The sequence below is a fragment of the Martelella mediterranea genome (genome assembly GCF_004342225.1).
Lineage (GTDB): Bacteria > Pseudomonadota > Alphaproteobacteria > Rhizobiales > Rhizobiaceae > Martelella > Martelella mediterranea_B.
This window is the reverse complement of sequence record NZ_SMAR01000015.1, coordinates 22,719-35,136: the sequence shown is the minus strand read 5'-3', so window position 1 is coordinate 35,136 and position 12,418 is coordinate 22,719. Positions and strand designations below refer to the sequence as shown.

The 12,418-nt window shown below is 54.7% G+C and carries 14 protein-coding genes; 8 read left to right on the top strand and 6 right to left on the bottom strand.

From position 1 onward, the window contains the following. Positions 1-171: 171 nt before the first annotated feature. Complete coding sequence (locus tag EDC90_RS11035; RefSeq protein ID WP_132311497.1) at positions 172-900, top strand: rhomboid family intramembrane serine protease; 729 nt, start codon at positions 172-174, stop codon at positions 898-900. Between the two features lie 129 nt (positions 901-1,029). Then, entirely contained in the window at positions 1,030-1,464 is a 435-nt protein-coding gene (locus tag EDC90_RS11030; RefSeq protein ID WP_132311495.1) for a CBS domain-containing protein, read from the top strand. Positions 1,465-1,570: 106 nt separating this feature from the next. On the opposite strand, the gene hisI is transcribed toward EDC90_RS11030, so the two are convergent. Then, positions 1,571-2,020: a phosphoribosyl-AMP cyclohydrolase gene (gene hisI, locus EDC90_RS11025; protein ID WP_132311493.1), complete on the bottom strand. Its 450-nt coding sequence runs from the start codon at positions 2,018-2,020 to the stop codon at positions 1,571-1,573. A gap of 174 nt (positions 2,021-2,194) precedes the next feature. Between hisI and EDC90_RS11020 the strand changes: the two genes are divergently transcribed. Both EDC90_RS11020 and yidD read left to right on the top strand, forming a co-directional pair. Further along, positions 2,195-2,638, top strand: a complete 444-nt coding sequence (locus EDC90_RS11020; protein WP_132311491.1) for an iron-sulfur cluster assembly scaffold protein — start codon at positions 2,195-2,197, stop codon at positions 2,636-2,638. A gap of 4 nt (positions 2,639-2,642) precedes the next feature. Further along, a complete protein-coding gene (gene yidD / locus EDC90_RS11015; protein WP_132311489.1) occupies positions 2,643-3,023 on the top strand; it encodes a membrane protein insertion efficiency factor YidD in 381 nt (126 codons plus the stop codon). Here the strand turns inward: yidD and EDC90_RS11010 are convergent. The 4 genes from EDC90_RS11010 to moaA all read right to left on the bottom strand — a co-directional run bounded on the left by EDC90_RS11010 (position 3,008) and on the right by moaA (position 6,698). Further along, entirely contained in the window at positions 3,008-3,829 is an 822-nt protein-coding gene (locus tag EDC90_RS11010) for a methyltransferase domain-containing protein (protein ID WP_132311487.1), read from the bottom strand. The two genes, yidD and EDC90_RS11010, sit on opposite strands and share 16 nt — an antisense overlap. Positions 3,830-4,001: 172 nt before the next feature. Continuing rightward, positions 4,002-4,661: a molybdenum cofactor guanylyltransferase MobA gene (mobA, locus tag EDC90_RS11000; RefSeq protein WP_165972808.1), complete on the bottom strand. Its 660-nt coding sequence runs from the start codon at positions 4,659-4,661 to the stop codon at positions 4,002-4,004. After that, a complete protein-coding gene (locus tag EDC90_RS10995) occupies positions 4,658-5,623 on the bottom strand; it encodes a DMT family transporter (RefSeq protein WP_245511029.1) in 966 nt (321 codons plus the stop codon). Before EDC90_RS10995 ends, mobA begins: the two co-directional genes overlap by 4 nt. A gap of 82 nt (positions 5,624-5,705) precedes the next feature. Continuing rightward, complete coding sequence (moaA, locus tag EDC90_RS10990) at positions 5,706-6,698, bottom strand: GTP 3',8-cyclase MoaA (RefSeq protein WP_132311588.1); 993 nt, start codon at positions 6,696-6,698, stop codon at positions 5,706-5,708. A 168-nt stretch (positions 6,699-6,866) separates the two neighbouring features. Here moaA and EDC90_RS10985 point away from each other — a divergent pair, with 168 nt between their 5' ends. Together EDC90_RS10985 and EDC90_RS10980 are read left to right on the top strand one after the other, a co-directional pair. Further along, positions 6,867-7,235 (top strand): gamma-butyrobetaine hydroxylase-like domain-containing protein, encoded by a 369-nt coding sequence (locus EDC90_RS10985; RefSeq protein ID WP_132311483.1) that lies wholly within the window; start codon positions 6,867-6,869, stop codon positions 7,233-7,235. A gap of 38 nt (positions 7,236-7,273) precedes the next feature. Beyond that, positions 7,274-7,885 carry a pyridoxamine 5'-phosphate oxidase family protein gene (locus EDC90_RS10980; RefSeq protein WP_132311481.1) on the top strand — a complete coding sequence of 204 codons (612 nt, stop codon included), beginning with the start codon at positions 7,274-7,276 and terminating at the stop codon, positions 7,883-7,885. A gap of 9 nt (positions 7,886-7,894) precedes the next feature. Here EDC90_RS10980 and EDC90_RS10975 read toward each other — a convergent pair whose 3' ends face one another. Continuing rightward, positions 7,895-8,971, bottom strand: a complete 1,077-nt coding sequence (locus tag EDC90_RS10975) for an AI-2E family transporter (protein ID WP_132311479.1) — start codon at positions 8,969-8,971, stop codon at positions 7,895-7,897. Between the two features lie 126 nt (positions 8,972-9,097). Here EDC90_RS10975 and EDC90_RS10970 point away from each other — a divergent pair, with 126 nt between their 5' ends. Both EDC90_RS10970 and EDC90_RS10965 read left to right on the top strand, forming a co-directional pair. Then, entirely contained in the window at positions 9,098-9,679 is a 582-nt protein-coding gene (locus EDC90_RS10970; protein ID WP_132311477.1) for a DUF924 family protein, read from the top strand. A gap of 82 nt (positions 9,680-9,761) precedes the next feature. Continuing rightward, positions 9,762-12,356: a mechanosensitive ion channel family protein gene (locus tag EDC90_RS10965; RefSeq protein ID WP_132311475.1), complete on the top strand. Its 2,595-nt coding sequence runs from the start codon at positions 9,762-9,764 to the stop codon at positions 12,354-12,356. The last annotated feature ends 62 nt before the right edge of the window (positions 12,357-12,418 follow it).

Here is a 12,418-nt window from a genome sequence, read left to right as displayed (position 1 = left end):
TTGGTCGCGCTGATGCAGGAACTTTCTATAACATAATCTTATAATTGAAACCCCGGCGACTGGATCAGTTGTCGGGTTTTTCCTCGCTCGATTGACGTGTCGCATTCAGAACCCCTATATCCCGTTAAGGTCGCCAGTCGGCAGGCTGATGAGCAGGGAAGGCGAAAGCAGATGCAGACACCGCAAAACGGTCCTTACAGGCCACGCAAGCCGTCGAACCCGCCGGTGAACCTTCCGCCTGCCGTGTTGATTGCGCTTTGTGTCCTGTTCGCGATCTTCCTGTTTCAGGAATATGTGCTCGGATTGCGTAGCAGTGCGGTGATCTGGCAAAACTTCGGGTTTATTCCCGCACGGTATACGCATGCGCTGGGAGATCAGGGGCTGGCATGGCTTTGGTCGCCGTTTACCTATTCTCTGCTGCATGGCGGCTGGACGCATATTGTTTTCAACAGTCTGTGGCTGGCCATTTTCGGTGCGCCGGTTGCACGCCGGATCGGCACACTCCGGTTCGTCATTTTCTGGCTTGTCAGTGCGGCGGCGTCAGCTTTCTTCTTTGCCTTTACAGACTGGGGCGCGCCATCTGTTCTCATCGGCGCATCCGGCGTGGTCTCTGCTTACATGGGGGCAGCCTGCCGGTTTGTTTTTTCCGCAGGCGGCGGTTTCTCACCTTATGCGCACCGCAATCCACGCATGTCGATTTCCGCTGTTTTTGCTGACCGGACGGCGAGTGCCTTTGTCTTATTCTGGCTTGTCGGCAACTTCCTGATTGCGCTCGGCGTCGGCTTTGCCGGTATTGATGCCAGCGCAGTTGCCTGGCAGGCCCATATTGGCGGGTTCCTGTTTGGGTTTCTGGCTTTCCCTCTGTTCGATACGCAAAAGGCGCGGACGCTGCGATTTTGAAACGCGCCCGCGGCGCAGTGCCGCTCTCTTGCAATCGTCATAATCCTCATGCAACATTCTTGGTATGTCCGGGATATTCCCGAACAAGCGGTATCTGGAGGGACGCCGCTTAAGCGCGAGGAGGCTTTTATGGCGATAACAGTGAGGATGATTCTCGACCAGAAAGGTCGTTCGGTGATCACGGCTCCGGCCCGCACACCCATTGCTGAAATGGCACGCATACTGCACCAGAACCGTATCGGTGCTGTGGTGATTGTCGGTGATGACAATTCGATTTCCGGCATCTTCACAGAGCGCGATCTTGTTGCAGCCATCGGAAAACATGGTGGGGGCTGCCTGACAACACCGGTTAAGGCGGAGATGACCGAGAACGTTTATCGCTGTGGTGAAGGCGTCAGCGTGAATGAGTTGATGCAAGTTATGACAGAACGGCACTTCCGCCATGTTCCGGTTGAAGTTGATGGGCGACTGGCGGGCATCATCTCAATTGGCGACGTGGTCAAGTCGCGCATCTATGAGGTCGAGCAGGAAGCCGAGCACATCAAATCCTATATTGCCGGTTGATCAATGCAATGCCCGACGCATGAAGCCTTCCGGAGCGCAAGGCGCCGCAAAGTGCTCCGGAACAGGTTGTTCAGTTCGTCTTCAAAATCCAGCTCTGGTGAGCGTTTTAACTCTTGCCGTAAACCGCATCTGGATCAAATGCGCGGTCATTGTCGATGGACTCCAGCGTAACACTGTCTTGGCTGACTTTGACTTCCCGATAGAAGCAGGAACGGCGGCCCGTGTGGCAGGCGGCACCGTGACCGTCCATTGTCACTTTCAGCAGGATCGCGTCCTGATCGCAATCGGTGATGACGGCTTCGACATGCTGAAGGTTGCCGGAAGTTTCGCCCTTCTTCCATATCTTGTCGCGAGATCGGCTGTAATAATGCGCAATGCCGGTTTCGATCGTCAGCGACAATGCCTCGTCATTCATGTAAGCCAGCATCAGGACCGCATTATCGCGTGCATCGATGACAACTGCTGTCACCAACCCCTTTTCGTCAAATCGCGGGGTGAACTGGGTTGCTTCGTCCAGAAGCGATTTGTTCTGTGGTGGTCTGTCAAATTTAAGCATGGTCTTTCCCGTGATTGAAAAGCCAGATAAACCGGTTCCTTGGCCGGGGTCAAACAGATGAAACACCGGCTACAGGAAAAACCATTTCGGATAGGGCTTGCTGTCATCTTTTGAAGTGCCCATCTTTTTGTAGAATGCAGACCGGATTGCTGCTGTCTGAACAGGTGCTGAGACATGGATGACATCTATTCTTCGAAAATTCTTGGCTATGCCGGCAATATCACCCGGATTGGCGCACTTGAGGGCGCCGATACATCTGCTTCCGCACACGCCCGGCTTTGTGGTTCACGACTTACCGTGTATCTGAAGGTCGATGGCAAGGGGCAGGTCAGCGATTTTTCTCATGAGGTGAAAGCCTGCGCTCTGGGGCAGGCGTCATCGGCCATTATGGCGCAATCAATCATCGGCGCGACGGCAGATGAGATTCGTGCCGCGCGTGACGATATGCGGGCGATGCTGAAAGAGGGCGGTGAAGGGCCGGAGGGGCGTTTTTCCGATATGCGCTGTCTGCTTCCGGTGCGCGACTATCCGGCACGTCATGCTTCTGTCATGCTGACCTTTGATGCCACGGTCAAAGCGCTCGACAACATGTCTGTTTCGGCACCCGAGAAAGCCTGAGCCTATGTGCAGGGTCTGCGGAAAAGAGCCGAACGGACATCATCAGAAAGGGACGAAGACCACATCCCGGAATTATCAGGGGCCTTTCAGGAAAACGCCGGGCCGACTTTTCGGCATGGGCTTCATTCGGCTCTACCAGTTGACCTTTTCCAGCATTATCGGCCAGTCCTGCCGCCACTTGCCGACATGCTCTGAGTATGGCTATGAGGCGATTGCACGTCATGGCCTTTGGTCCGGCGGTTTTCTGACCTTGTTTCGCGTCAGCCGTTGCGGGCCTGGCGGAACAGCCGGCTTCGATCCTGTGCCTGAGACGCTGAACCCGCGCTGGCGGTGGTATATGCCGTGGCGATACTGGCAAGCCGGTCGATATCATGCAGGTGAATAGCGGGCGATCACCAGATAGCCGGGTGTCGGTTCCCCATTTTCGAACCGCACATTGATGTCGGTGATATCCAGCGGCCAAAAACCGAAGCGGGCCAGTCCATCTTTGAGGTAGGTCAGGCTGTGACCGAAGCGATGATGCGGCCCAACCATATATGGCCGATCCCGCAGAACATCATCAGGCAGGGTTTCTGCGGAAAAGGCAAACAGCCCGCCAGGTGTGCTATTGGCCGCAGCGCCTGAGAACAGGGCATCCAGCGTGCCAAGATAGGGCAAAACGTCTGCAGCCACGATCAGATCAAAAGCGTCTTCATCGTTTTCGTGCAGAAAATCCTCAACCTCTGCCACGAAAAGGGTTTCGTAGATTTCCTTCTCATAGGCGATTTCAACCATGTTTTCTGAAATGTCGAGACCGGTAATATCTTCGACCATATCGCGCATGGCACTGGCACCCAGCCCTGTTCCGCAGCCAAGATCCAGCATACGGGCAAACGGGCCCGCCTGAAGCGTCTGCATCCGCTGGCGAATGATCATCGGCACACAATAGCCAAGCTGATCAACGAGGATATCCTCGAAGTCTTCGGCGTGCTGGTCGAAAAGTGTTTCGACATAGGCATCCGGGGCTTTGCTGGGAATTTCACCAAAACCGATTGCGGCGAGGCGGACGGCGGCGCCGCCGTGATCGTCCGGATCGATCGTCAGCACTTCGCGATATGCAGCCGCTGCCTCTTCGAGTTTTCCCGATTTTTCGAGCACCAGAGCCCGGTTATAGGCCTCTGCCAGTTTTTCTTCATCGATATTGCTGGTCATCCGCTGTACTTCCCGCGTTGGTCTCGCCGGGCTGTAGAGTGTCCTTTGTGCATCCATTCGGACGCACAAAGGACACTCCAACCTATTGAATCTACGCATCGTGCTTTCCGAAAATCGATTCCGATTTTCAGGCCGATGCTGTAGGCTTTTGTGAAACTGCATGCAACAGCATTCAGGCTGTGCTCAGGGCCACTGCGAACCGGCGGGCCCTGGCAAGATCATCCGGCGTATTGATGTTGAAGAATGGATCGAGCGCGCCTGCACTTGTTTTCTCTATGGAGAAGTCGACAAAGATTGGGCTGTGGCGGTTGATAAAATCCATCATGCGCCGGTTTTCCGGAACCTTGAGCCATTGCGCAAGATCCTGTTTTAACTGAAATGGCCAGAGCGCGAAAACCGGATGTGTCCGGTTTTCCGACCGCGCAATAACAAGGCTTTCCGGTGTGCCGGCTTCTTCTTCAAGGCAAAGAGCCAGGTTTTCGGGAAAGAATGGCGTGTCTACAGCGACAGACAGCAGATGAGTTGCCGTGGTTTCCTTCATGGAAAAATGCTCGAGCGCTGCGAGTATGCCAGCCAGTGGTCCGGCAAAACCCGAAACCCCATCTGCAACAATAACGGTCTGATTTTTGATAAAACGATCCTGTGGCCCGCTGATAACAACAGGGGCGCACTGCTTCGCCAGACGGTGGTAAACATGATCGAGAAGCGGCTGGCCGTTCAGGGGGAGGTGTGCCTTGTCTTGCCCCATACGGCGCGAAGCGCCGCCAGCGAGAATGACGGCTGGTAACGCGCGTGCGTCACTTTTATCGGCGCTCGGGATGGTTCCGATCACGATTTCTCCCTGTGATCCAGCAGATCCTCTTCACCTCTGGCGATCAGGCCACCGCCTTCGGCGGCGCCAGGCTGCGTGGTTTCTGAAAGTGGTTCCTGCCCGCGTTTGCGCTCTCGGTAGAAGGAGTAAAGCCCGGCGGCGACGACGATGGCGCCACCCATCAGAACATTCGGGCCGGGATATGTGGCAAAGACGATAATACCGAGCAGCGTTGCCCATAAAAGCCCAGCATAGCGGAACGGGGCGATATACGAAATATCGGCCTTGCGGACAGCAAATACGATGAACTGATACCCCCCAAGCAGGAAGAGGGCCGCAAGTACGAGCTGGAACAGTATCGGCGCGGTCAGCATTTCCCAGTCCCGTTCCATTGTGCCAAGAACCGCGCCGCCAAGCGTTAAAAGGGCAGAGGTTGAAAGTGTGATGACGATGGCCGGAACGTCAGAGCGAATGGTTTTGGTAATCAGGTCGCGGGTGGAGGCGGCCAGCATGGCGACGACGACATAGATTGCGCCATCCTCAAACCCGTTTGGGCCGGGCTGGATGATGATCATCACGCCGATAAAGCCAGCGATGATGGCGCTCCAGCGCCGCCAGCCCACCGGTTCGCCCATGAAAAGCGCAGCACCAAGTGTCACAGCCAGCGGCAGGCATTGCAGGATCGCAGCGGCATTGGCCAAAGGCATTTGCTTAAGGGCCTGAAGATAGCAGATCGCTGCAATCAGCTCGCAGAATGATCGGGCAGCCACGCGGGGCTGGAGCGTTTTTCCGACCTTGCTGATGGCTTTGGCACGCCAGGCAATCAACATCGCAAATCCAGTGAGAATAATGCCGCGAAAAAACATAATCTGGCCGACACCGATCTCTTCGGTCAGAAGTTTCACGGTGGCATCATTCGACGCGAAACCGGCCATCGCCAGTATCATGAAGAGAGCGCCGAGATGGTTGGGGGAAATGCGCATTATTATTCTCACTGTTGGGACTTTCTCCCTACAGAGAAATGTGCGGCTTTAAAAGGTGATTGGTCAATCAGCTATTGTTATTTCAGCCACCCGTCATGCTCATATGACGTGCCACCGCGACGCGGGATTTCGTTTCATCCAGTTCGAAGTTATGCTCTTTCGGCTTTCTGGCGATTGCCGCATCGATTGCGGCGTGAACAGCATTGTCGTCATCAGGGTTGTTGCGCAGGCATTCGCGGAAGTCCGCCTTGTCGTCCTGGCCAAGGCACATGAAAAGTGTGCCTGTGCATGTCAGCCGGACCCGGTTGCAACTGGCGCAGAAATTATGCGAAAGCGGTGTGATGAAGCCCAGTCGGCCGCCAGTTTCTTCCACATTCACATAACGCGAGGGGCCACCCGTCGCGTGGCCGCTTTCTTTCAGCGTAAAGCGTTCTTCGAGATCACGGCGCACTTTGGAAAGCGGCAGATATTGCGATGAGCGATCCTCATCGATCTCGCCCAGCGGCATTGCTTCAATGAGGCTGATGTCCATGCCCTCGCCATGGGCAAACCGCATAAGCTCGGGAATTTCATGTTCGTTGAAGCCCGAAAGCGCAACCGTGTTCAGCTTGATCTTCAGCCCTGCCTTGCGGGCGGCCTCCAGCCCGGCCATGACCTTGTTAAAGTCACCCCAGCGCGTGATTGCACGAAATTTGTCCGGGTCGAGCGTATCGAGTGAAACATTGACTCGCCGGACACCAGCCTCGAAAAGCTCCGGAGCATAACGCTCTAGCTGGGAGCCGTTGCTCGTGAGCGTGAGTTCATCCAGTGCGCCTTGAGGGATGCGCTGCCCAAGTGCTCTGAACAGCTGCATTACGTTTTTGCGCACCAGCGGCTCGCCGCCGGTCAGCCTGATCTTGCGTACACCTTTGTCGATGAATGCATTGCAGAGCCGTTCGAGTTCTTCCAGTGTCAACAGATCCCGTTTGGGCAGGAAAGTCATGTTTTCCGCCATACAATAGGTGCAGCGAAAATCGCACCGGTCCGTCACCGAAACGCGCAGGTAGGTGATTGATCGGCCAAACGGGTCGATCATCGGCGAGGGGCTGCTGGTCTGCGACGCTTCCCTTTTGTCGATGGGTCTGATGCTCAAAACAGGTCTCCTTCTTCATAAAGATGTGTAATGGCTTGGCAAGCGTCAAGACAAGTGCGAAACACGTGCACGTGACCAGCAACCCCATCAAAAGAAACAGCAGGTTCAATCATGACGGCGCCAACAGAATTGCGGGTTTCCAAAGACAGGAAAACACTGACCGTGACTTTTGAAGATGACGCACGGTTTGCACTTTCTGCTGAAATGCTGCGCGTGCTTTCGCCCTCAGCCGAGGTCAAAGGACACGGGCCGGGGCAGGCGGTCACTGTGCCAGGCAAACGCAATGTGGAAATCATTTCTGTGGAGCCTGCCGGAAATTATGCCGTGCGTATCGGTTTCGACGATATGCATGACACAGGTATTTATACCTGGACCTATCTGAGAGAGCTTGGAGAAAACGGTGATGATATGTTCGCCGCTTATGAACAGGAGCTCAAAGAGAAGGGGATGACGCGCGATCGTTTAGAACGGCCGCGGTGAAACTTTGTGTCTGAGATGAACAGGAGCGGCCGTTTGTTATGAAGACTGTCACAAGTATTGATGAGCTGAAAACGATCTATGATCATGTCGTGCCGTCCGCCATCGATAAAGTCACGCAATCCCTGACTTCTCGCTACCGCCAGATGATCGAGGCTTCGCCGTTTATGGCGCTGGCAACCGTCGGGCCTGAGGGGCTTGATTGCTCACCGCGTGGTGATGAAAAAGCCGTTGTCCGGGTGAACGATGAAAAGACCGTGTTGCTGCCGGACTGGCGCGGAAACAACCGCGTCGATTCACTGATGAACATTGTCCGCGACCCACGCGTTGCGCTCATGTTCCTGATTCCCGGTTCCAACACAGTCATGCGCATCAATGGCCGGGCTGTGGTCGCAATAGAACCGGCGCTCCTGGCAAGCTTTGAAATGAACGGAAAACATCCCAGAAGTGTCGTTGTTGTCACGATTGACGAAGTCTATTTTCAATGCGCCCGCGCTGTACTGAGAGCGGATTTATGGAATGGCGCACGCCATGTCGATCCTGCTGAATTGCCCAGCCCCGGTGAAATGGCGAAAGAAGCAAGCACGGCTTTCTTTGACGCAGAAAGATATGACCGGGAATGGCCGGAGCGCGCAGCAAAGACCATGTGGTGAGGTGCGCACTCAGGATTCTGCTTTTTTCTCCAGCCTCTCAAGGTGATCTTTTCGCCGGCCGCCAAGAAGATCAGAGACCCAGTTGAGCGATGGGACATTCTCACACACCGTGAGAAGCGCAATCGTGATCGGAACGCCGAGAAACGTGCCGAACAGACCCCACATAAAGGTCCAGAAGAAAATCGAGAACACCACCACAAAAGGCGAAATCGACAAGGCGGAGCCCGAGACCATGGGCTCTACATAGTTGCCGATCGCAAACTGAATCAGGTTCAGGCTTACAAAAAGGGCGAGCGCAGTTTCCCAGTGCTCAAACTGAATGACACCGTAGAGCGATGGGAAAACTGTGGCGATCACCGAGCCGATAAATGGAATGTAGTTCAGAACAAAAGCGATTACGCCCCACTCCATGGGGAAGTTCAGGCCGGTTACTGTTGCAGAAACCCAGAATAAAACGCCCGTGATTGCACTCATAGCCGTTCTCACAAGCATATACCGACCGAATTTTCGCGCGGTGTGATCCGCGATACGGATGGCAGAAGCGGCGAATTTCTGATCGTTGAGCCCCGTGATCTTCTGTTTCAGCCGGTCGACTTCGGTCAGGCCCAGAACCACATAGGCAAGCACCACCAGCCAGAAACTGAGTGTTGTGCTGGCCTGACCCGTGACCTGCTGTACCGTTCGCACAATCAAGCCGACATTGAAGACGTCATTCAGTGAGCTGGCGACCGAAATTCCCTGGGCTCCGAGCCATGCAACCGCTCCCTCATAGGAGGCTTGCAGTTTCCACGCTGCGTTGACAAACGAAGTCGCAACGCGGCTGAACCCCCAGACAACCAGCATTGTGAAGATAACGAAGACGATGATTGTGCTGATCACCGTTAAAGCAAGCGCAATGAGCGGCGGCATGTAGCGCTGTAAAGCGCTTTTGATCGGCCAGGTGACAGCTATAATGAAAAGCGCAAGCGCAACAGGTTTCAGAAAATTGCCAGCCCAGCGCGCGGCGAGCAGAAGCAGGATCGCGAAAATCAGCGAGGTTACGACAGTTATGCCGCGGCGACTGCCCGCGGAGCCGGGTTCTAGCATTCAAATCTCTTTGAAATGACTTTCTTGAGAAGACTATCGTGAAAATGTATCTTTCCGGCCATATATGCGCAAGTGAACTCTGGGTCGGCCAGGCAATTATGCGGCTGAAAAAATGAAGGAAATGCCATGACTGAATTCTCCGAGTCCGTTTGCCATCCTGACGAGGTGCTTTCCTTCTGGTTTGAAGAGCTGACGCCGAAAGACTGGTTTCGTCCCGACGATGTCGCTGCGCTGGACCGGCAGATCCTGCACCGTTTTTTCGTGACGCATCGCGAACTTGCGCGTGATGTTGGCGGCCTGTGGCGTTCAAAGGCTGACTATCAGCTTGCCGCAATCATTGTTCTCGATCAGTTTCCGCGTAATATCTATCGGGCGACACCGCTTGCCTTTGCAACGGATATGCTGGCTTTGCGGGAAGCCAAGCTGGCAGTAGCAAGCGGGGCGCATGAAAAGGTGGATGAGGCCCGGCGCGCATTTTTCTTTATGCCATTCGAACATTCAGAGTTGCTGGCCGATCAGGATCGCTCGGTTTCGCTGTTTGAAGCGCTTGGCAATGAGGAATATGTTGATTACGCGCAGCAGCACCGTGACGTGATCAGCCGTTTCGGGCGATTCCCGCATCGCAATGCCATTCTGAAGCGACGTTCAACGCGTGCGGAACTGGCCTATCTCGCTGATGGCGAAAATACCGGCTGGGGACAGAAATAAGTGTCCTCGTGGCACGTTTGCGCATTGTTGAGGCGCGCTGCATCAGAAAATCACTGAGATCGAGAACAAAGGCAGGTACCACGTGAATCTGGCACAACCCGGCTCAAAAGCACCGTTGAACCTGTTCCGCTTTTTGCTCCTGTTCAGTTTTTTGCTGGCGCTGGCTGCTGGATCGGCCTTTGCCCAATCTTCCGGGGGCAGAGACCAGGCCTCCAGCGAAAGTGCTTCTTTCACGACGCAGCCTGTCCGTGATTCCTTCGTCACCAACACTGCCAAACAAATCGCTGATTATCAAAAGAGAATCCGCGATATTGAAAACCAGCTTGAAGGCAAGTCCAATGACGATGCCACGCTTTCTGATTTGCAGACAAAGGCAGATCAGCTTGCGAGCGATATTTCACAGGCAGAGGCAGACGTTCAGAAAAAGCTGGAAGGTGTTCGCGCCGAGCTGACGGAGCTTGGCAGTGCGCCTGGGCCGGGTGAACCTGCGGAACCGGCAGTCACCACCGATGAACGCAATCACCTGCTGGCCATGCGGTCGGAAATCAACGCGCTTTCAGACCACATTAAAAAGCTTGCGACAGCCTCAGATGATCTGGCGGCCCGGATTACGACAGTTCGCCGCGAGCAGTTCACTCAGGCGCTTTTTAAACACACCAATATCCGGGACCTGCTCTCCACGGACTTCCGCACACTTCTGGCGCAGGAAGCGGATAGTTTCTCGGCCTCTTATGGCAGCTGGTTGTCATTCGTCTTGCAGTCGAAGCGGGTTGAGTTCATTCTGGCCAATGTTCTTTCAGTCTTCGCAGCGTTTTTCTTCTATCAGACTTCGTCCCGGCTTGTTGCACGAACCGAGATCGATTTCGAGGATGATGAACCGGATTATGTCGCCAGACTTCTCGCGGCCTTTTTCAAGACTGTTCTGCCGATTGTCGTGTTGATCGGATTTCTGCTGGTTTCCTTCATTCTGTTTACCAGCATGAACATTCTGTTGCCGGATGTTGAGCGCTTTGTGCGCGAGGTATACATATCAATTGTCATCGTTGTTTTCGTCTTTTTGCTCTCCCGGAATGTTCTGGCGCCAAGACGGCCAAAATGGCGCCTTATACCGATCGGCAACAACGCTGCGCGTCATCTGACCTTTGCTTTCACTGCGATTGCGGCGGTGAACTGGGCTGATCAATCGATTGCAGTGTTGAATGATACGCTGGATGTCGATTTCCGTCTGGAGGTGATGCGTAGTCTTGTCGTGGCCATTCTGATCGGCGCTCTGCTCGTTGCCGTTTCGTTTATTCATCCGCGGCGCGGGGAAGGTGTCAGCGAAACAGGTCTGAGCCGCCGGGAGCGACTGGCAAAGGTAATGTTCCCGTCTTTCATTGCTGTTGCTGCACGGCTGGTCGGTCTTTTCGTGGTCTTCGCTGCTATCATTGGCTATGTGGCGCTTGCCCGTTTCGTCGCCATGCAGATTGTGCTGACAGGTGCAGTGCTCATCACCATTTACATCGGTATTCTTGTCGGACGTGCTGTCGGGCAGCCCGGCAGCCTTGCGCGGACCCGCAACGGGCGACGATTTGTCGAGCGCTATTCGCTGACACCGGTGCGGGCCGATCAGATTTCCCTGCTGGCCGGGCTTGCAATCTATGCCATTACACTGGCGATCGGCATTCCGCTGACCCTGATGTCATGGGGTGTGCGCGCTGAACAAATCCGGTTCTGGGCTTCGAACAACCTGACCTCGATCAGTATCGGTTCGATTTCGATTTCGCTTGGCGGCATTCTCATCGGGATATTGCTCTTCATCGGTGCATTTCTCGTAACCCGCTGGTTTGAACGTTGGTTCGATGAAAATGTGCTGTTGCGTTCGCGTGCCGATGCCGGTGTGCGCAATTCGGTGAAAACCGGGATTAAATATCTCGGCATCGTGATCGCGGTGCTGCTGGCGGTGTCAGCTGCTGGCGTAAACCTCTCCAGTCTGGCACTTGTCGCCTCGGCGCTTTCGATTGGTATCGGCTTTGGCCTGCAAACGATTGTGTCGAACTTTGTATCCGGTTTGATCCTTCTCGTTGAGCGCCCCTTTAAGGTCGGAGACTGGATTGTCTCAGGAACAACCGAAGGGTTTGTAAAGCGCATTTCCGTGCGGGCAACCGAGATCGAGACCTTTCAGCGCCAGTCGATCATTGTTCCGAATTCCGAGCTGATCAATGCGTCTGTCGGCAACTGGATGCATCACAATCAGATGGGGCGTTCAGAGGTCGCCGTTGGTGTTTCCTATGATTCCGAACCGCGCAGGGTGATGGACATTCTGATGGAAATCGCGACATCGCATCCTCTTGTGCTTCAGAATCCCGAGCCGATGGTGATTTTCATGGGCTTTGGCGAGTCGACGCTTGATTTCGAGGTTCGCGTCTATCTTGCTGATGTGTTCAACGGTATCGCTGTCCGCAACGATATCCGGGTGGCGATCTTCGAGCGGTTCAGGGATGAGGGGATTACCATTCCCTATCCTCAGCGCGATCTGCATATCATTCCGCAAAAAGAACGACGTGATGAACTGGCTGATGCCATCCGCAAGAACCGTAAGCCGGGGGAGAAGAACGGCCAGTCAGAGCCGCAGGCTGTCATTAAGCCAGTCTTTGATGAGCCGGGTGCGGGCAATGACGACGGCGGAGACCGGTAAACACGGTTTTTCGCTGGCGTCGCCATAGCATTCAAGCATGTCGCAAACGGGCTGTTGGCCGG

Bases quoted from the DNA above. Each gene is read 5' to 3' on its own strand.
- EDC90_RS11035 (WP_132311497.1), top strand. From the start codon at position 172: ATGCAGACACCGCAAAACGGTCCTTACAGGCCACGCAAGCCGTCGAAC.
- EDC90_RS11030 (WP_132311495.1), top strand. From the start codon at position 1,030: ATGGCGATAACAGTGAGGATGATTCTCGACCAGAAAGGTCGTTCGGTG.
- hisI (WP_132311493.1), bottom strand. From the start codon at position 2,020: ATGCTTAAATTTGACAGACCACCACAGAACAAATCGCTTCTGGACGAA.
- EDC90_RS11020 (WP_132311491.1), top strand. From the start codon at position 2,195: ATGGATGACATCTATTCTTCGAAAATTCTTGGCTATGCCGGCAATATC.
- yidD (WP_132311489.1), top strand. From the start codon at position 2,643: ATGTGCAGGGTCTGCGGAAAAGAGCCGAACGGACATCATCAGAAAGGG.
- EDC90_RS11010 (WP_132311487.1), bottom strand. From the start codon at position 3,829: ATGACCAGCAATATCGATGAAGAAAAACTGGCAGAGGCCTATAACCGG.
- EDC90_RS10995 (WP_245511029.1), bottom strand. From the start codon at position 5,623: ATGCGCATTTCCCCCAACCATCTCGGCGCTCTCTTCATGATACTGGCG.
- moaA (WP_132311588.1), bottom strand. From the start codon at position 6,698: ATGATCGACCCGTTTGGCCGATCAATCACCTACCTGCGCGTTTCGGTG.
- EDC90_RS10985 (WP_132311483.1), top strand. From the start codon at position 6,867: ATGACGGCGCCAACAGAATTGCGGGTTTCCAAAGACAGGAAAACACTG.
- EDC90_RS10980 (WP_132311481.1), top strand. From the start codon at position 7,274: ATGAAGACTGTCACAAGTATTGATGAGCTGAAAACGATCTATGATCAT.
- EDC90_RS10975 (WP_132311479.1), bottom strand. From the start codon at position 8,971: ATGCTAGAACCCGGCTCCGCGGGCAGTCGCCGCGGCATAACTGTCGTA.
- EDC90_RS10970 (WP_132311477.1), top strand. From the start codon at position 9,098: ATGACTGAATTCTCCGAGTCCGTTTGCCATCCTGACGAGGTGCTTTCC.